16 protein-coding genes are annotated in these 18,947 nt (G+C 68.7%); 10 read left to right on the forward strand and 6 right to left on the reverse strand.

The genetic code is table 11. From position 1 onward, the window contains the following. Window positions 1–110: 110 nt before the first annotated feature. From E0H92_RS11090 to E0H92_RS11110, 5 genes are all read left to right on the forward strand, one after another. On the forward strand, window positions 111–407 hold the full coding sequence (locus E0H92_RS11090; protein ID WP_131285650.1) for a LuxR C-terminal-related transcriptional regulator: 297 nt from the start codon (window positions 111–113) through the stop codon (window positions 405–407). A gap of 45 nt (window positions 408–452) precedes the next feature. Then, window positions 453–1,364, forward strand: a complete 912-nt coding sequence (gene mshB, locus E0H92_RS11095) for an N-acetyl-1-D-myo-inositol-2-amino-2-deoxy-alpha-D-glucopyranoside deacetylase (RefSeq protein ID WP_131467284.1) — start codon at window positions 453–455, stop codon at window positions 1,362–1,364. 66 nt (window positions 1,365–1,430) lie between these two features. Continuing rightward, on the forward strand, window positions 1,431–1,949 hold the full coding sequence (locus E0H92_RS11100) for a flavin reductase family protein (protein ID WP_131467285.1): 519 nt from the start codon (window positions 1,431–1,433) through the stop codon (window positions 1,947–1,949). A 113-nt stretch (window positions 1,950–2,062) separates the two neighbouring features. Continuing rightward, window positions 2,063–3,817: a VanW family protein gene (locus E0H92_RS11105; protein WP_131467286.1), complete on the forward strand. Its 1,755-nt coding sequence runs from the start codon at window positions 2,063–2,065 to the stop codon at window positions 3,815–3,817. Window positions 3,818–3,892: 75 nt separating this feature from the next. Beyond that, window positions 3,893–5,224 carry an MFS transporter gene (locus E0H92_RS11110; protein ID WP_165549743.1) on the forward strand — a complete coding sequence of 444 codons (1,332 nt, stop codon included), beginning with the start codon at window positions 3,893–3,895 and terminating at the stop codon, window positions 5,222–5,224. On the opposite strand, the gene E0H92_RS11115 is transcribed toward E0H92_RS11110, so the two are convergent. Beyond that, window positions 5,206–6,132 carry a GNAT family N-acetyltransferase gene (locus E0H92_RS11115; RefSeq protein WP_238173372.1) on the reverse strand — a complete coding sequence of 309 codons (927 nt, stop codon included), beginning with the start codon at window positions 6,130–6,132 and terminating at the stop codon, window positions 5,206–5,208. The genes E0H92_RS11110 and E0H92_RS11115 overlap by 19 nt on opposite strands. A gap of 116 nt (window positions 6,133–6,248) precedes the next feature. Here E0H92_RS11115 and fdxA point away from each other — a divergent pair, with 116 nt between their 5' ends. Then, the gene (gene fdxA, locus E0H92_RS11120) at window positions 6,249–6,575 is read left to right on the forward strand and encodes a ferredoxin (protein ID WP_131285641.1); all 327 of its coding nucleotides are present in this window, start codon (window positions 6,249–6,251) and stop codon (window positions 6,573–6,575) included. 63 nt (window positions 6,576–6,638) lie between these two features. Here fdxA and E0H92_RS11125 read toward each other — a convergent pair whose 3' ends face one another. Then, a complete protein-coding gene (locus tag E0H92_RS11125) occupies window positions 6,639–7,586 on the reverse strand; it encodes a VldE C-terminal domain-containing protein (protein WP_238173373.1) in 948 nt (315 codons plus the stop codon). Window positions 7,587–7,716: 130 nt separating this feature from the next. Then, a complete protein-coding gene (dapD, locus tag E0H92_RS11130) occupies window positions 7,717–8,655 on the reverse strand; it encodes a 2,3,4,5-tetrahydropyridine-2,6-dicarboxylate N-succinyltransferase (RefSeq protein ID WP_131467465.1) in 939 nt (312 codons plus the stop codon). 123 nt (window positions 8,656–8,778) lie between these two features. On the opposite strand from dapD, the gene E0H92_RS11135 reads away from it, so the two are divergent. The 3 genes from E0H92_RS11135 (at window position 8,779) to E0H92_RS11145 (ending at window position 13,788) form a co-directional block, all read left to right on the forward strand. Next, window positions 8,779–9,609 carry a phosphotransferase gene (locus E0H92_RS11135; RefSeq protein WP_131496151.1) on the forward strand — a complete coding sequence of 277 codons (831 nt, stop codon included), beginning with the start codon at window positions 8,779–8,781 and terminating at the stop codon, window positions 9,607–9,609. Then, window positions 9,606–10,499, forward strand: a complete 894-nt coding sequence (locus E0H92_RS11140) for a Rossmann-fold NAD(P)-binding domain-containing protein (RefSeq protein WP_131496152.1) — start codon at window positions 9,606–9,608, stop codon at window positions 10,497–10,499. The genes E0H92_RS11135 and E0H92_RS11140 overlap by 4 nt, the downstream gene beginning before the upstream one ends. Window positions 10,500–10,845: 346 nt before the next feature. Then, the gene (locus E0H92_RS11145) at window positions 10,846–13,788 is read left to right on the forward strand and encodes a GH92 family glycosyl hydrolase (protein ID WP_202873571.1); all 2,943 of its coding nucleotides are present in this window, start codon (window positions 10,846–10,848) and stop codon (window positions 13,786–13,788) included. Between the two features lie 227 nt (window positions 13,789–14,015). Here E0H92_RS11145 and E0H92_RS11150 read toward each other — a convergent pair whose 3' ends face one another. The 3 genes from E0H92_RS11150 to E0H92_RS11160 form a co-directional block, all read right to left on the reverse strand. Next, a complete protein-coding gene (locus E0H92_RS11150; protein ID WP_131285633.1) occupies window positions 14,016–15,014 on the reverse strand; it encodes a LacI family DNA-binding transcriptional regulator in 999 nt (332 codons plus the stop codon). Window positions 15,015–15,083: 69 nt separating this feature from the next. After that, window positions 15,084–16,022 (reverse strand): ribokinase, encoded by a 939-nt coding sequence (locus tag E0H92_RS11155; protein ID WP_131496154.1) that lies wholly within the window; start codon window positions 16,020–16,022, stop codon window positions 15,084–15,086. Beyond that, complete coding sequence (locus E0H92_RS11160; protein ID WP_238173374.1) at window positions 16,019–16,681, reverse strand: KpsF/GutQ family sugar-phosphate isomerase; 663 nt, start codon at window positions 16,679–16,681, stop codon at window positions 16,019–16,021. The genes E0H92_RS11155 and E0H92_RS11160 overlap by 4 nt, the downstream gene beginning before the upstream one ends. Before the next feature lie 212 nt (window positions 16,682–16,893). On the opposite strand from E0H92_RS11160, the gene E0H92_RS11165 reads away from it, so the two are divergent. Beyond that, the gene (locus E0H92_RS11165) at window positions 16,894–18,939 is read left to right on the forward strand and encodes a DUF4185 domain-containing protein (RefSeq protein WP_165549744.1); all 2,046 of its coding nucleotides are present in this window, start codon (window positions 16,894–16,896) and stop codon (window positions 18,937–18,939) included. Window positions 18,940–18,947: the final 8 nt, after the last annotated feature.

An 18,947-nucleotide genomic window follows, 5' to 3' on the forward strand; every position in this document is an offset into this window, starting at 1 on the left:
TCGCGTGTTCACGCACCGCAACTGTATGGGTGGTTTGTATGGGTTGTACCTGGCACGCGGTCCGGCCCGGAGACGAGAATCCTTCCTGAACTCTTGGGGAGGAGTGAGGCATGTCGGTGTATCCGGCAGTTCCCGCGGTGCGACTCGAGGATGTCGCTCCGCAGATCGTCTGCGAGGTCTACGAGCTCGGATCGCACCGGCGGACGCCCGCCGCGGTCAACGAGCTGACCAGCCGCCAGGTGACGATCGGCCGGATGATGTCGACCGGCGCGAAGGACGCGGCGATCGCCCGCGACCTCGGGCTGTCGCTGCGCACCGTGCGTTCCGAGATCAGTGCGCTGATCGCCGGTCTCGGCGCCAAGTCGCGGTTCCAGGCCGGCTGCCTGCTGGTCCGCCGCTTCGGCTGACCCGCTGCCGCGAGAACTGTCCGGAGGGCGACGTAGGCTTTCGGCATGGTTGAGCTTGCTGAGCGCCGGCTGCTGCTGGTGCACGCCCACCCGGACGACGAAACCATCAACAACGGTGTGACGATGGCGCGCTACGTCGCGGAGGGCGCCCACGTCACCCTGATCACCTGCACCCTCGGTGAGGAGGGAGAGGTCCTCGTCCCCGACCTGGCCCACCTGGCCGCCGACCAGGACGACGGCCTCGGCGAGCACCGGATCGGTGAACTCGCGAACGCGATGGCCGAGCTCGGTGTCACCGACCACCGCTTCCTCGGGGCTGCGGGCAAGTACCGCGACACCGGCATGATCTACAACGACGAGGGCAATGCGGACGTCCCGCCGCAGACCCGCAAGGACAGCTTCTGGCAGGCCGACCTGGTCGCCGCGGCGAACGATCTGGTCCCGGTGATCCGCGAGCTCCGCCCGCAGGTCCTGGTGACCTACGACGAGTGGGGCAACTACGGCCACCCCGATCACATCAAGGCGCACCGCGTCGCGACGTACGCCGCCGCGCTGGCCGCCGCCCGGTCGTACCGGGAGGACCTCGGACCGGCCTGGGACATCCCGAAGATCTACTGGACCGCGATGGCCGAGTCCCGGATGCGCGAGCAACTCCGGGCGCTCCGCGACTCCGGGGACACCACCACCTTCGAGGGGATGGACCCGGACGGCCCGATGCCGCCGATGATCACGCCGGACCGGCTGATCGACTGCGTGATCGAGGGCGAGGAGTTCATCGACCGGAAGATGAACGCGATGAAGGCGCACGCCACCCAGATCACCGTCGACGGACCGTTCTTCGCGCTGTCCAACAACAACGGCAACCAGATCTGGGCCTCCGAGCCGTACCGCCTGGTCAAGGGCACCCCGGCCCCGGGCCCGGACGGCCTGGAACACGATCTGTTCGCGGGTCTGTAGACGATGGTGACCGTTCCCACACGCTCGGTTGAGGCATCAACCTGTCGGCGGGCATAACCTGCTGAGGTGTCCTCAACCGAGTCGAGTGGGAGCGTCCCGCCTGCGGAGTTCCGCGCCGCGCTCGGGCAGTTCGCGTCGGGGATCACGATCATGAGCACGCTGCAGGACGGCGTCGCGCACGCGATGACCGCCAACGCGTTCACCTCGGTGTCGCTCGACCCGCCGCTGGTGCTCGTCTGCGTCGACAAGGGCGTCCGGATGCACTCCGCCGTCCTGGACTGCGGTTACTGGGCCGTGTCGGTGCTCTCCGGGGCGCAGGAGGCGATCGCGGAGCGGTTCGCGCGGTCCGGGCGGGACCTGTACAGCCAGTTCGACGGCATCGGTACGACGGCAGGCCCGAAAACCGGGTGCCCGACCGTCGACGGCGCCCTGTCGTGGCTCGAGTGCCGGACGTGGGCGACGTACGACGGGGGCGATCACACGATCGTGGTGGGTGAGGTGCTGAGCCTCGGGACGGGTGCCGCAGGCGACCCGAGCGCCCTGATCTACCATTCCAGTCACTACCGGGAACTGCCCGGAAACTGATCGTTACTGCCGGGGCATCGCGGGGCAGCCCCGACGGTCGGTGGGGCCTGCCCCGTCCCGTAGGATGTGCGCTTGTGCCCTGACCAAGCGCTCGAGCGGGAGGACTCTGTCCGGTGGGGAGAAAGCAGCTCGCGGGGATCATCGCCGCCGCGGGGCTCGGTGTTGTCGTCGTGGGGTACGGCGCGGCGTTCGCGTTCGCCGGAGCCAAGATCCCGACGGACACGACCGTGCTCGGCATCCCGATCGGCGGCCTGTCCGAGGCCGACGCGAAGACCAAGCTGACCGCGGGCCTCAAGGACCGCGTGGCCGCGCCGATCGCGCTGAAGGCCGGTGACTCCAAGTTCCAGGTCCAGCCGGCCGACGCCGGGCTGTCCGTGGACGTGGACAAGACCGTCGCCGCCGCGGGCGCGGGCCGCAGCCTGGCCCCCGGCCGGATCTGGCACGCGCTGACCGGCGGGGACGCGGTCGAGCCGGTCGTCACCAAGGACGACGCGAAGCTGAAGGCCGCCGTCGACAAGCTGGCCGGCCAGGTGAACCGCAAGGCCACCGAGGGCACGATCACCTTCAAGGGCACGCAGCCGGTGAAGCACGACCCGGCCGACGGCCTGCAGCTGGACACCGCGAAGGCGGTCGACGCGGTGCTCGCTGCGTACCCGTCGGACGGGGCCCCGAAGGAACTGCCGGCCGATGTCACCAAGCCGCAGGCCGCGTCCGAGGCGATCGACAAGGCGCTCAAGGAGTTCGCCGAGCCCGCGATGTCGGGCCCGATCCGGCTGACCGTCGGGTCGAAGTCGGTCGAGCTGGAGCCGGCCGAGCTCGCGCCGGCGCTGGCGGTCAGCGTGCAGGAGGGCAAGGTCATCCCGGCGCTGAACACCAAGCTGCTGGAGCCGCTGTTCGTGCAGCGGTTCAAGGCGCTGGAGACACTGCCGAAGGACGCGACGGTGCAGATCGTCGGCGCCGGGCCGAAGGTCGTCCCGGCGGTCAACGGCATGGTCGTCGACCGGGCGAAGGTCGGTGCGGCGATCCTCGCGATCCTGCCGAAGCCGACCGGTGAGCGGCGGGCCGCCGTACCGCTGACGCCGACCCCGGCGAAGTTCACCACCGCGCAGGCGACCGCGCTCGGGATCACGCAGAACATCGGCGACTTCAAGACCGAGTTCCCGCACGCGCCGTACCGCAACACCAACATCGGGACGGCCGCGGCCAAGATCAACGGGACGCTGCTGAAGCCGAACGAAGAGTTCAGCCTGAACAAGATCGTCGGCGAGCGGACCAAGGAGAACGGGTTCGCCGAGGGTTACATCATCAGCGGCGGCAAGTTCGAGAAGGACTTCGGCGGCGGTGTCTCGCAGTCGGCGACCACCACCTTCAACGCGGCGTTCTTCGCCGGGCTGAAGATCGTCGCGCACAAGGCGCACAGCGTCTACATCAGCCGCTACCCGGTCGGGCGGGAAGCGACCGTGGCCTGGCCGAACGTGGACCTGAAGTTCCTGAACGACTCCGGGCACGGCCTGCTGGTGCAGACGATCTTCAAGGCGTCGACGCCGGGCAGCAAGGGCAGCATCCGGGTGATCATCTGGGGCACCAAGTTCGTCGACGTCACCGCCGGGCAGTCGGAGAAGACCAACTTCCGGCAGCCTGGCCTCGTCTACAACACCGCCGCCAAGTGCGAGCCGCAGGCGCCGACTCCGGGCTTCGACATCACCATCTACCGGTACTTCGCGAAGAACGGCGTCCGGCAGAAGACCGAGTCGTTCACCACGAAGTACAACGCGGCCGACGACATCCGCTGCGGCCCGAAGCCAGGCACCACCGTGACCCCGCCACCGGGCGGCATCTCAACCCCACCCGGCCGCAAGCCGAACTGACGCCACGGGATATCCCCTGGCGCCGAGGGTTCTCTGCTGGTGTACGAGCGGAGAACCCCCAAGACGAGGGGATATGTGTCAGCGGTTGTGGAGTCCCGCGGCGACCTGGTTGAAGATGGGTTCCGGGATCACGGCGCCCTCGCGGCGGACGTGCTGTGGGTCGATGCGGAGGACGCGGTCCAGGCGGACCTCGCTGGGTACGTCGTCGCGTTCGCTGTCCTGCTGATCACCGGCGCCCGGCTCGGCTCGTCGCTCGGGTACCGGCGGACGTTCCTGCTCGGCCTGACCGTCTTCACCGCGGCCTCCCTCGCCTGTGGCCTCGCGCCCGGAACCGCCACCCTGGTCGTGGCCCGCTTCATCCAGGGGGCCGGTGCCGCGCTGATAGTTCCGCAGGTGCTCAGCGGCATCCAGATGCATTTCGAAGGTCGCGACCGTCTCAAGGCGCTCGGCTACTTCTCGATCGCGCTGTCCGGCGGCGCCGTGGCCGGCCAGCTGCTCGGCGGCGTGATCATCGCGGCGGATCTCTTCGGCACCGGCTGGCGCCCGATCTTCCTCGTCAACGTGCCGATCGGCATCGTCCTCGCCGTCGCGGGCCGTCGCCTGCTTCCCGCCGACCCGCCCGGCCACCGCGACCGCCTGGACCTTGGCGGCGTACTCGCCTTGTCCACAACGGTTCTGCTCGTCATCGTCCCGCTCCTGCTCGGCTCCGAACGCGGCTGGCCCACCTGGTCCTGGCTGTGCCTCCTGCTCAGCGTTCCGGCCCTGGCCCTCTTCGAGTACGGCGAACGCCGCGCAGCCAGTCGCGGCAGCCGCCCACTGATCGCACGTCCGGTCCTCGGCAATCCGTCCGTCCGCCTCGGTCTGCTCGCCCACGGCTGTACGTCGGGCACGTACTTCGCCCTACTCTTCGTACTCGCGCTCTACCTCCAGGGCGGTCTGCACAAAGGCCCGGCGTACTCCGGCTTCGCGATGGTCGTTTGGGTTGCCACGTTCGGTCTGGCCGGCCCGATCCTGCCCCGACTGCGCCGGGGCGTGCGGTGGATGCCTGTCATCGGCTGCCTGGTCCTGGCCGTCGGCTACGTGGCTGTGCTCGCGTACCTGCTGCTTGACGGGACCGCTGGGCCGCTTCTGTTCGCGTTACTCGGCATAGGCGGGCTGGGGCTCGGGATCACCTCCAACACGCTCATCGGCGCCGTCACGTCCAGCATGTCGTCGCAGTACGCCGCTGACCTGTCCGGCGTGGTGGCCACCAATGCTCAGCTGTCTGGAGCGCTAGGGGTCGCGATAGCCGGCTCTACCTACGCTGCGCTGGCAGTCGACCCCAGTCGCGCGCTGGAGGTCGTACTAGCGGGATTCATCGTGCTGACGCTCATCGGCGCGCATGCGGCTCACCGGCTGGTCAGGTAGCGGTAGCGGTAGGCCTCGCGGTAGCCGAGACGGGTGTACGTCGCCATCGCAGCGGTGTTCTCGACGAGAACCTCCAGATAGGTACGGCGGCCGCCGTGCGGTCCCGCCCAGCGCGCCAGCCCCTGCACAATCGCCGTACCGAGGCCCTGGCGGCGGTAGTCGTCGGCCACGCGGATGGCATCCACCCCGAGCCAGTGCCCGGTCATGGAGCCACGCCCGACAGCCGCCACGACCCCGCCGAGAGTCACCGATGCAAACACCGCCTTGGGCGCTCCTTCGAGCACTTTGGGGGCTACTTCCGGTACCGGGCCCTGGAAAGCGGCGGCGTACCACGCGTCATCCGGTGCCTCGTCGAGCTGCACGTCGTACTCAGGAAGCGCGTTCACGTGGTCCAGCGTGGTGTGCATGACCAGTACGTCGGACTGGTTCGGACGGGCGTCCACCCAGCCGCAGGCGCGAATCTCCTGGTCTTCGGGACTGCCTACGCGGACCAGAGCCTGTGGAGGTAGGTGACGCTCCCGGTAGAAGGTGCTGGCCTGGTGGAGGGCGTCGGGGACCGGCATGCCGGGGTCGCCGGCCGGGAGGAGTGAGTTGCCGCGGCCCGTCCAGCCTGACGATGCTCGGAGCAACCAGTGGCCGACGTACGCCGTCTCGCCGGCTGGGCGGCCCAGTGCGGTCGTGAGGAAGAGCTGGTCGACGTCCACCGGGCGGAGCGGCATCTCGGGGATCGTTTTGGCGGCGGTGACGTCGGATGACGGGATTTCGTGGACCGAGCCGTCGGCGTGGCGGACAATGACCAGTGCGGGAGTCCACGACTGCAGAAGGCCGATGACGTCGGTCAGACCGCCCGGAATCCGGTGCCGGACCACGACACGGTGGCCGATATCACGGGCACCCAGGCCTGACACGATCCGGACTCCTGGCACAGTGGTCAACGTACTACCGTGATACTAGAGACACCGAGCACCACCGCATCGCAGCACCCCAGTCCCCGCTGCGCTTGCCTGCCATAGGAGGAGTAGCAGTGACCTACGTCATCGCGCAGCCGTGTGTTGACCTGAAGGACCTCGCCTGTGTCGAGGAGTGCCCCGTCGACTGCATCTACGAGGGCAACCGGATGCTGTACATCCACCCCGACGAATGCGTCGACTGCGGAGCCTGCGAGCCGGTCTGCCCGGTGGAGGCGATCTACTACGAGGACGACACTCCGGAGCAGTGGAAGGACTACTACACCGCGAACGTCGACTTCTTCAACGACCTCGGCTCGCCCGGCGGTGCGTCCAAGATGGGCAAGATCGACAAGGACCACCCGTTCATCGCCGCCCTACCTCCGCAGGAACACGACGAGTAACCGCTCTATCACCTAACGTCCGAAGAACTGTGGCCCCCAGCGCACGGTTCTTCGGACGTTGTGTTATTGCTCCAGGACGTCCACGTGGACGTGGTCGAGGTGGCGGAGGATCTTGGGGTCTCCTGAGCGTTCGGGTGGGGTGTAGTCCCGCCAGCCCGAGTCCGACCGCCCGCCGGCGGTCCAGATCTTGTCGCTGAAGATGACCGTCTTGATCTTCAGCAGGTCCGCCCGCGCGACCAGGTACTGCGCCATCGCCCAGCCCTTGGTGGTGTTCGCCGCCGAGATCGGCCGGACGAACACGTCCACCGCCCGCCCGTCGTAGTGCGCCGACCCCTCCATGTGCCCGGTGCTCACCCCGCCCGCGGCGTACCCACCGGTCGACACCTTCCCGAACGTCCGGAGCAGGTCCTTCCGTACGGCGTCGGCACGCGGCGTCAGCCCGTTGCGCCCCATGACCTCCTGCGGCACCGCGTCCGTGTTCACGGTGCAGCTGAACACGCTCCTCGACTGCCCGGTCAGCGCTGACGCGAGCAGGCGGGCGTCCGCCTCGTGGTCGGCGTACGCGTTCGGGAACGCGCTGCGCTGCACCTTGTCGGCCGCGACCGTGATGGCGAGCTTCTGGTAGTTCTTGATCTTCACGAGCGCGTCGTAGAACTTGCCGGCCGCGTAGTGCGGGTCCCGCACCTGCGCCGCCGTACCCCAGCCCTGTGACGGCCGCTGCTGGAACAGCCCGAGCGAGTCCCGGTCGCCGTGCGCCAGGTTGCGCAGGCCGGATTCCTGGTACGCCGTGGCGAGCGCGATCGTCGCCGCGCGGGCCGGCAGACCGCGCCGGACGGCGACGCCCGCGATGATCGCCGCCGACTCGGCCTGTTCGAAGTCGACCACGACCATCTGCCCGTTGACGGACGCCGAGCATTCCTCGGTCGGCGGCAGGAGGTTGCCGACATGCTTCCCGCCGAGCCAGGCGATGCCGACCCCGACCGCCAGGCTGAGCACGCCAATGCCCCCCACGGCCACGAGGGCACCACGCTTTATCGGCATACCGCTCCCAACGTCCGAGGGCGGGTGACAGGTTCCTGCCTCACGAACGGGTTGACGTACCGCGCCTCACGTCGGTTGGCGAATTCATACTTTCGGACGATCAGGCGTTGGCGTGCAAAGCCTCGTTGAGCGTGATGCCTTCGCCCTTGCGCGGGCGGGCCTCCACGGCGCCGGTCACCGAGTTGCGGATGAAGAGCAGCCCGGGCTGCCCGGACAGGTCGCGGGCCTTGACCACGCTGCCGTCCGGGAGGGTGACCTTGGTACCGGCGGTCACGTACAGGCCCGCCTCGACCACGCAGTCGTCGCCGAGCGAGATCCCGGTACCGCCGTTCGCGCCGAGCAGGCAGCGCTTTCCGATCGAGACGACCTGCTTGCCGCCGCCGGACAGGGTGCCCATGATCGACGCGCCCGCGCCGATGTCGCTGCCGTCGTCGACCACGACACCGGCGACGATCCGGCCCTCGACCATCGACGTACCGAGCGTGCCGGCGTTGAAGTTCACGAATCCCTCGTGCATGACCGTCGTTCCTTCGGCGAGGTGCGCGCCGAGCCGGACGCGGTCCGCGTCGCCGATCCGGACCCCGGACGGTACGACGTAGTCCGTCATCCGCGGGAACTTGTCCACGCTCGTGACGCTCAGGTGCTGACCCGCCGCGCGCGCCCGCAACCGCACGTTCTCGATCTCCTCGACCGGGACCGGGCCGAGCGACGTCCACGCGTTGTTCGGGAGGGCGCCGAAGATACCGTCCAGGTTCACGCCGTGCGGGCGGACCAGGCGGTGGCTCAGGAGGTGCAGCCGGAGATACGCGTCCGCCGTACCGTCCGGGGCCGCATCCAGCGCGATCTCGGTCGTCACGACCTCACGCCGTACCTGCCGGAGGTCGTCGTTGCCCTCGGCCGCCACAAGCTCGGCCGGAGCCTTCGAGTCCTCGGGCTGCGTCCCGAGCTCGGGCGCCGGATACCAGACATCCAGGACGTCCCCAGCGGTCGTAACGGTCGCGAGGCCGAAGCCCCAGGCGTGCGTGGCGTTCTCGGTCACACCTCCGCTTCGCTCCGGCGTGCCCGAGATCTCGACTGCGCTCATCGTTCGCTCGCTTCGCTCGCTCATGGGCCTACCCTAATTCGGCGGCGCCAGGGGACTGCCCCGTGGTCTACTTTTCGGATGCTTCCTGGCTGGGTTCCGCGTGCGGTGGTGCTGGAGGCGCTGGGGGCACCGGGGGAGGATGCGGTGCACTCGGAGCTGTTGCGGCAGTGGGGGTCGTCGGAGGTACGGCGGCTGTCGTACGGGCTGCGCAGCGTGATCGTGAAGCACGGGACCGACGGGCAGTCCGGCGAGGCGAGTGCCTACGAGCGGTTCGTCGTACCGTTCGAACTGCCGGCGCCGGACCTGCTGTACGGCGCCGAGGGCGTGCTCGTGCTGGCAGACGTGGGCCGGGTGACGCTGGAGCAGGAGCCGAGCGTCGAAGGGTTCCTCGCAGCCGCGGAGCTGCTCGCAGCGATCCGGAAACGGCCGGTCGGCGGGCCGAGCGAGTTCCCGCCGGAGCGGGTGAAGGAGTTGGCCGATCGGATCGGGCGGATCGACTTCGACCTCGGCCCGCTCACCGAAGCGCTGGCCGGGGTGCACCGGGACGCTCCGACGGCCGTCGTACACGGCGACTTCGTGCCGAAGAACCTGGTCACCGACGGCCGGCGATGGACCGCGATCGACTGGCCGGGCGCGTACCTGGCGCCGCACCTGAGCGATCTCTACACGCTGATCCGCGATGCCGTTGCCCTCGGCCACGACCGCGCGCCGATCGTGGAACGGTACGTCGACGCCGCCGGAGCCGACCGATCCCTGGTGGAGCGTCAGCTCCTGGTGGGCGGCGGCTGTTTCTACCTGCTGGCGTTGACGTTCGTGATCGAGGAGGGCCTGCGAACGATCCCCGACTCCGTGCACTGGATCGACGGCCTACTCACCGAACTCGCGGACGTCGTCGGAGCCCTGGCATGAAGCTGCTCGTCCTCGGCGGCACCAAGAATCTCGGCCGGCACGTGGTCGAGGCCGCGCTCGCGGACGGTCACGAGGTGACGCTGTTCAACCGCGGGCAGACGAACCCCGAACTCTTCCCGTCCGTACGCCGGATCGCCGGCGACCGCGCCGCGCCCGACGCGCTCGCCGCGGGGGAGTGGGACGGCGTGATCGACATGTCCGGCTTCCTGGTCCGGGACGTCTCGCTCAGCGCCTCCGTACTCCGCGACCGCTGTGGCCACTACACGTACATGTCCTCGATCGCCGTGTACGCGAGCAAGACCACACCCGGTATGACGGAGTCCGCGCTGCTGCTGCCCTGGCCGGCCGGCGCCCCCGAGGACCGTTTCACGATGGACCTCTACGGCCCGTCGAAGGTCCGCAACGAATCGTTGCTCACCGCCACCTTCGGCGACCGCACCGCCGCCGTACGCTCCGGCTTCGTCGTCGGCCCCTACAACCCCGACTTCGGCAACTGGGGCTGGGCCCTGGCCCACAACGTCCCGATGGAATGCGCCGCCCGCCCCGACCAGCCCATCCAGTACATCGACGCCCGCGACCTGGCCACCTTCCTCCTCCACCTCACCACCAAGGCCATCCCCGGCCCCTTCAACGCGGTAGGCCCCACCCACACGATGTCCCACCTGGCCAACCTCTGGCGCACCGCCGTACCCACCTCCCACCCCATCAACTGGACCCCGTCGGAAGACCGCTTCCACCTCCCCCAAGACGGCACCAACGACGGCACCTTCCAACTGGACAACAGCCGAGCCCTCCACGCCGGCCTCCACCTCCGCCCCGACAAGGCGATCGCCCACGACTACGTGACCTGGATCCAAGCCGGAAACATCCCACCCGCCCCACCCCACTGATCGACCACTCCCCGTGTCAGTCAAAGGGGTGCAGTTCTGCAGCTCGACAGTACGTATACGTCCACCGAGCCCGCCCGCACGCCTGACGCCGCCTCCATCAACGGGGCAGTGGTCGTATACGTACTGTCGAGCTGTCCGAGGATCTGCTCGACCGGGGTCCAGGATGGAAACACCTCGCCGGATCCACCGCACTGATTCGTAGGATTGCGGCGTGATGATTGTGAGTGGTGGCGGGCCTGGTGGGGCTACTAGTTCTCGGGCGGGGTTCAGTGGGGTGGACGGGGCTCGGTATTCCGGGACGTCGGGTGGGCGGCAGGTGGTGGGGTTGCCTGGTGGGGGTTGGGTTGTGTCGGCGGGGGATCGGTTGCGGTACAAGGTTTATCCGGAGCTTGATGCGGGGCTGAGTTACTCGGCGACGTACGTGGCCGTCGAGGTGGTGTTTGCGGACGGGGGCCGGCTGGACGGGGCGCGGGACCAGTACGGGATGGCTGCTGACGCGGCGGGACAGGGGGCCGCGAAGATCCTGTACGCCGGTCAGTGGAATGACGTCCAGGTCGATCTGACCGCGGCCGCGGGGAGGACCGTCGAGCAGGTCGTGCTCGTGGTGGATGCGCCTGAAGCGGGGCATGAGTTCGCGGGATGGATCGACGACGTCGAGATCGGTCCTGCGCCGGCGGAGCCCGACGGGTCGGACCTGGCGGCGTACGTCGACACGCGCCGCGGGACCAACGCCAGCCATGACTTCTCCCGCGGGAACACGTTGCCGATCACCGCCTGGCCGAACGGGTTCAACTTCCTCACCCCGGTCACGAACGCCTCGACGCACCGCTGGCCGTACGAGTACCACCGCGCCAACAACGCGGACAACCGCCCCGAGTTGCAGGGCCTCACGTTCTCGCACCAGCCGAGCCCGTGGATGGGCGACCGTGATCAGCTGACGATCATGCCGGTCGCCGCCGCCGAGCCGCTGGGCGATCCCGCCGAGCGCGCCGCCGCGTTCAGCCACGACGACGAGACCGCCCGCCCCGACCTGTACGCGGTCGACCTCGCGAACGGTGTCCGCGCGGAGCTCACTCCGACCGATCACGGCGCGATCTTCCGGTTCGCGTTCCCGCAGGACGCGGCCGGACGGCACCTGATCTTCGACACGATCGACGAGCACGGCGCCTTCTCGTACGACGGTAAGGCGATCACCGGCTGGGTCGAGAACGGCTCGGAGACGGGTCGCACCCGCATGTACTGCTACGGCGAGTTCTCGACCGCTCCCACCACCTTCGGCCACGCGCACGGTGGTCGCGCCAACGCCCGCGCCGCGACGTTCGACGTACCCGAGGTGACGCTGCGGATCGCGACCTCGTTCATCGGCGTCGACCAGGCGCGGCACAATCTGGAGCTCGAGCTCGAGGGGCGGTCCTTCGAGGAGGTCCAGGCCGCAGCCAACGCGGTGTGGAACGAGCGCCTGCAGGTCATCCGGCCGGAGGGCGCGACGCCACCGCAGATGCGGACCGTGTACGGCAACCTGTACCGGCTCAACCTCTACCCGAACTCACACTTCGAGAACGCGGGTACGCCGGACGCACCGGAGTACCGCTACGCCAGCCCGGTCCTGCCCACATCGGGTGACCCGACCGAGCGGGACACGAACGCGGTTGTGAAGAGCGGCAAGATGTACGTGAACAGCGGGTTCTGGGACACGTACCGGACCGCGTGGCCAGCGTACGCGTTCTTCTACCCGGAACTGGCCGCGGAGCTGGTCGACGGGTTCGTGCAGCAGTACCGCGACGGCGGCTGGATCGCCCGCTGGTCCTCGCCCGGGTACGCGGATTGCATGACGGGGACGAGCTCCGACGTGTCGTTCGCGGATGCGTACCTGAAGGGCGTGACGTTGCCCGACCCGCTGGCGACGTACGACGCGGGGCTGCGGAACGCGACCGTCGCACCTTCGGAAACTGAGGTCGGGCGGAAGGGCGTCGAGACCGGGTTCTTCGCCGGGTACGTGAGCACTGATACCGAGGAGAGCGTGTCGTGGTCGCTCGAGGCGTACCTGAACGACTTCGCGCTCGCGGAGATGGCCACGCGCCTGGCCGACGAATATCCCGAGCGTCGTGATCAGCTGCTGGAGGAAGCGGAGTACCTCCGGCGCCGGTCGCTGAACTACGTGCTGCTGTTCGACAACTCGGTGAACTTCTTCCAGGGCCGGCGGGCGGACGGTTCCTTCGCCAAGACCGCTGCCGATTTCGATCCCGAGGAGTGGGGCGGCGACTTCACCGAGACCGACGGATGGAACTTCGCGTTCCACGTCGCGCACGACCCGCGCGGCCTGGCCAACCTGTACGGCGGACCGCGCGGCCTGGAGGCGAAGCTCGACGCGTTCTTCGCGACCCCCGAACTCGCGGTCAAGAAGGGCACGTACTCGATCGTCATCCACGAGATGCTCGAGGCCCAGGCGGTCCGGATGGGCCAGTTCGGCTTCTCGAACCAGCCGGCGCACCACATCGCCTGGATGTACAACTACACCGGTACGCCGGCCAAGACCCAGGCGATCGCCCGCGAGGTCCTCGACCGGCTGTACGTCGGTGAGCAGATCGGGCAGGGGTACCCGGGTGACGAGGACAACGGCGAGATGTCCGCGTGGTACCTGTTCGCGGCGCTCGGTCTGTATCCGCTGCGGGTCGGCGCTCCGGAGTACGCGATCGGCTCGCCGCTCTTCCCGCGGGTCAGCGTCTCCCCGTTGGGCGGTCGCCCTCTCACGATCACTGCATCAGGTGCTGAACACCCTTATGTACAAGACCTCCAGGTCGACGGCAAGCAGCTGTCCGTAGCATCCATCACCCACTCGGACCTGACCGCCGCCGACCAACTCCACTTCACCCTGGGCGCCGAACCGTCCGACTGGGCGACCCTGGAACTTCCGCCGGCGCTCACCTCGGACGCCGCGGTCGCCAGGCCCCTCGTCGACCTGATCCCGGTCGACCCGAGCAACCCGCTCTTCGACGACACGTCCGCCACCGAAACCACTGTCGAGCGAGTCGCCTGGACCCTCCCGGCCCCCGCAACGCCCACCCTCTACACCCTCACGTCGGGCTCGGCGGAGGCCCCCAGCGCGTGGCAACTGGAGGCCTCCACCGACGGCACCACGTGGACCCTGCTCGACGAGCGCACCAACCAGACCTTCCGCTGGTCCCGCCAAACCCGCCCCTTCACCATCAAGACCCCGGGCGAGTACCAGCACTACCGCCTAACCACCCCCACCCCAGCAACGCTGGCCCAACTAGAGCTCCTGCACTGACCCCAGACCGGACACCGCTGCGCGGCGGCTGTCTTGTCGGCGCCTGCGGCGCGTGCGTGTCACGTACGACCCCGACCCCACAACCCTCCAACTCGGGGGGCAACCGCTCAGTTGCAGGGTTGCCCCCTCAGATTCTCGGTGGGCAACCCTGCAACTCCGGGGTCACCCCTCATTTGGGAGACTCCGCCGACCTCAGCTGCTGGGGTGCGGGTGGCCTTTCGGCGGGGTTACTTCTTGGGGGCGGAGGTGGCTCGGATGTGGAGTTCGGTGCGGAGGGTGACGGTGGAGGGTGGGCGGCCGGGGGAGGCGGTTCGGTCTTTCAGGAGGAGGCCGGCGGTGCGGCCCAGCTCGTACGTCGGCTGCGCCACGGTGGTGAGGCTGGGGACGACGAGGTCGGCCCAGGGGATGTCGTCGAAGCCGACGATCGCGATGTCGTCGGGTGCCCGCAGGCCCTTCTTCGCGAGGCATTCGAGGGCGCCGACGGTCATCAGGTTGTTGGTGGCGAACAGCGCCTCGGGCGGGTCGGGGAGTTCGAGCAGGCTTTCCATCGCGGCGTACCCGCCGGCCTCGCGGAAGTCGGCGTGCCGGACCAGGTCCTTGTCGTACCGGATGCCGCCGGCCCGCAGCGCCGACCGGTACCCGGCCAGGCGGTCCATCGCGGTCGACACCTTGCGCGGGCCGGTGATGCAGGCGATCCGCCGGTATCCGCCGTCGATCAGGTGTTTGACGCCCTCGAACGCGCCGTGCTCGTTGTCGACCAGCACGGTGTCGGCCTCGACGCCCTCCACGCGGCGGTCGATCATCACGAGCGGGATCTTCGCGTTCGCGAGCAGGTGCACGCCCTCGGCCGTCGACGTCGGGGAGATCACGACGCCGGCCATCTGGTCGGTCAGGACCGCCGACGCGTACGCCGCTTCCTTGGCCGAGTCCTCGTCGGAGTTGCAGAGGACGACGTGGTACCCCTCGGTCTGCGCGACGTCCTCGAGCCCGCGGACCAGCGAGGTGAAGAACGGGTTCTCGATGTCCGAGATGACGACTGCCCAGAGGTTCGTCGAGGACTTGCGCAGGTTCCGCGCGACCCCGTTCGGCCGGTACCCGAGCTCGGCGACCGCGGCCCGGACCTTCTCCGAGAGCTCGGGATCCACGTTCCGCCGGCCGCTCAGCACGCGTGACACCGTCGCCGGTGACACCCCCGACCTACGCGCTACGTCGTAGATCGTCGTCATACCCGCTCCCCGCTGGAGATCCGATGGTCGTCTGGATCGCACTCTAACGCCGATCCGACGCAAAGGATCTCATGTCGTCGACGTGACACCTTCCAGTAGTGCCAGCGCTGCGGCGTGTGATGGTGCGGAGTCGGCGGCGCCGTTCACCGTGGTCGAGAGGGCGCCCGCCGCGTTCGCGAGCCTTACGGCGTCCACCAGGCCGGCCCCATGTGCGAGCGAAGCGGCCAGCGATCCGCAGAACGCGTCCCCCGCGCCGACCGTGTCGACGGTGTCCACGTCAAACGCGGCGATCCGCTCCTCGAACCCGCCGACCCGGTCCAGGACGTACGCGCCCCGGGATCCGAGCGTCACCACACACGCCCGCAGGTCCCAGTCCTCGGCGAGTTTGCGCGCGATCATCGGCACCTGCGATTCGTCGTCGCAGTTCAGCCCGGTGAGGGCCGCCGCCTCCACCTCGTTCGGCACCAGGATGTCGACGTACGCCGCCAGCGTCGGGTCGACCGGACCGACCGGGGCCGGCGTCAGGATCGTGGTGACGCCCGCGGCCGAGGCGAGCCGGAGGGCGGTGTGGCTCGCCTCGACCGGGAGCTCGAGTTGCACGCTCAGCACCTTGCTCGCGGTCAGTACGTCGGTCGCGGCCTCGACGTCGGGCGCCGTGATCGCCGCGTTCGCGCGGGACACGATGATGATCGAGTTCCCGCCGTCCGGCAGTACCAGCGGCAGTCCGACCCCGGTGCCGAGCGACGGGTGCCGCACGACCCACGAGGTGTCGACCCCGTTCGCGGACAGGAGCTCCAGGAACTCCTCGCCGTACCGGTCCTCGCCGATCGTCCCGATGATCGCGGTCCGCGCACCCATCCGGGCCGCCGCGATCGCCTGGTTCACGCCCTTGCCGCCGAGGAACTCCGCGAACCCGGTGCCGTGCAGCGTCTCGCCCGGCAACGGCCGCCGCTCCGCCGACGCGACCAGATCCTTCATGAACGACCCGAGTACACAGACATCATTCATGCCTGGTCCTCCGAGAGACGCTTGCCGAGGGCACCGGACGGGTGGAACCGCGCGAAGTCGTGGTGGCTGAACTCCCGCAGGACGACGAGTGCGCACGCCAGCGCGTCGCCCATCGCGAGTGAGGCGGTCGTCGACGCGGTCGGCGCCAGGTTCAGCGGATCCGCCTCGCGGAGCACCATCGTGTCGAGCGTGTACGTCGCCAGTTGCGCGAGCGTCGACTCCTCGCGACCGGTCATCGCGATCACGGGGATCTGGCGCGCCCGCAACATCCGGGCGAACTCACACACCTCGGCGGTCTCGCCGGATGCGGACAGCGCCAGGACGAGATCGCGGGACGTCACGGCGCCGGAGTCCCCGTGCAACGCGTCGCCGGAGTGGATGAACGTGGCCGGCGTACCTGTGCTCGCGAGCGTCGCGGCGATCTTCCGTCCGACCAGACCGGACTTGCCGAGGCCGGTCACCACCAGGTGACCCTCGCAGCGGGCGACCGCGATCAGTACGTCCAGGAACACCCCGTCCAGGCGGTCGGCGAGCGCCGATACAGCGGCGGCTTCGGTCTCGATGGCGTCCCGCGCCGCTTGCAGCCCCCTGGCGACCAGGTCTCTGGACAGCTCGTCGGCCGTGCGGTGGACGGACGCACGGTTCGGCACAACTGGCATCCCAGTGCCTCTCATCTCAGAAATCGATTTCCGCAGATTAGGCAGTGGGGTCGGGTGGTGTCAACGTGTGAGCCCAGGTCGAAACCCTTGTGTACAGGCGGGAATCGCCCATGCTGACCGGATCGGCGTCCCATCGGCCCTTGACCGTCGTAGTCGTCACTCGTACATTGCGAGAAATCGATTGCCCCTCGGGGTGCCGGAAGGGATCGCCCATGAAGCGTGGGGCCTTGCTCGCTGTCCTGCCGCTGGTCTTCGGGACGGCGGCACTCCTGACCCAGTCTTCGAACCAGTCCGCCAACCCGCGGGAGGCCGCCACCGTGAACGCGATCGGCACCGCCCAGGTGGAGTCGAAGGGCATGCCCAGCAAGAGCGACGGCGACCTGTGGCCGTCGTGCTGGGCCGGCAACGACAAGCTGTACGCCGCGAACGGCGACGGCAAGGGGTTCAGCGTCGACGGCGACTTCGCCGACATCGCGGTCAGCGAGATCACCGGTACGCCGGGAAACTTGTCCGGGGCAACGATCTCTCGCGGGGACCAGGTCGGGCCGGTCTGGAGCGGCGCCGGGTACAACCGGAAGCCGACCGGGATGGTGTGCGTCGGCGACACGATGTACCTCGCCGTCCAGGACCTAGCGCTCGACTTCAACGACGTACCGGCGGCGACGATCCTGAAGTCGACCGACCACGGGCGCACGTGGACGTGGGACAAGTCGAAGCCGATGTTCGCGGAACACGTTTTCACGACGATCTGGTTCGCGGACTTCGGGCGCGGCGGGTCGCTGGCGCCGGACGGGTACGTGTACGCGTACGGGCTGGACGGGAACTGGCGGGACTCGTTCGACGACACCGTCGCCGATCCGCAGAGCGTTTTCCTGGCGCGGGTGCCCAAGCGTGACGTGCAGAACCGGAGCGCGTGGAAGTTCTACACCGGGTCCGGGTGGTCCGCGAAGATCGCCGATCGCAAGCCGGTGCTCGACGACCAGCGGCGGCTGTACGCGCAGACGTACGGGCCGAACGCGTCCAACCTGAGCGTGATCAGTCAGGGCGGTGTCACGTACCTGGCCCAGCAGAAGCGGTACGTGTACACGTCGTGGACGGAGTACACCTTCGAGTTCTACGAGTCGCCGACGCCGTGGGGGCCGTGGAAGCACTTCCTCTCGAAGGACTTCGGCGGGTACCCGTGGTCGACCTCGAAGTACGGCGGGTACGGCGTGACGATCCCGTCGAAGTTCGTGCAGCCGGACGGAAAGACGATGTACCTGCAGGCAAACGTTTGTCCTTGTGGCGGAGGCGGTATCGGTACGTCGGTCTACAACTTCAACCTGCGCAAGCTGGTCCTGACACCTGCTGACGACCGGCCGGCGTCGAACCTGCCGGGAGCGGACAACCTGGCCGCTCCTTCGACCGGTGCGGTCGCGATCTCGAAGTCGACGCAGTCGGGCAGTCTCGCGGCGCTGAACGACGGCGCTCGCACCGGCAGTGAATCGGACTTCGACGACGAGGTGAAGGGCGCCTCGTGGTGGGGTTACGAGTGGCCCGCGCGGCACAAGGTGAACAACGTGGAGTTCACGTCCGGGGCGGTGTCGGCCGAGGGCGGGTACTTCACCGGGCGGCCACGGGTCCAGGTTCGGCAGGGCGGACAGTGGGTCGAGGTCGGGGCGCAGACCGTGTCGCCGGCGTACTCGGGTGATGCGTCGGCCGGCGCGAACACGACGTACACGATCACGTTCCCGGTGCAGGAGACCGACGGGGTCCGGGTGATCGGCCTGCCGGGTGGTACGCGTTCGTACACGACTGTTTCCGAGGTCGCGGTTCGCTACGTGTCGCAGCTCGCCGACGGCGGATTCGAGGGCACCGGCAGCGGCAAGCCGGCGTGGCACTTCGAAGGTACGGCGGCCAACGGCGTCGACCGCGGCCTGGGCTTCGCACACTCCGGCGCCAACAACGGATGGATCCGCTGTACGTGCACGGGCTGGAACGCGCTGTACCAGAACGTGCCGGTTGTCCCGGGTACGACGTACACGTTCGGCGCCTGGGTCAACGCATCAGCAAACCTCCCCGCCGACCAGGGCCGCTTCGGCGTCCGCACCGGAACCACCGACCTCGCCACCACCACCTTCGGCGCCGGCACCGGCTACGTACACCACGAGGTCACAGTGAAAGTCCCACCCAACACCCACGAACTAACCGTCTACACCGGCTTCAACGCCCCCAACCAAGACACCTGGATCCAGATCGACGACTTCACCGTCAGCTGACTTCCTCC

The sequence above is a fragment of the Kribbella speibonae genome (genome assembly GCF_004331375.1).
Taxonomy (GTDB): domain Bacteria; phylum Actinomycetota; class Actinomycetes; order Propionibacteriales; family Kribbellaceae; genus Kribbella; species Kribbella sindirgiensis.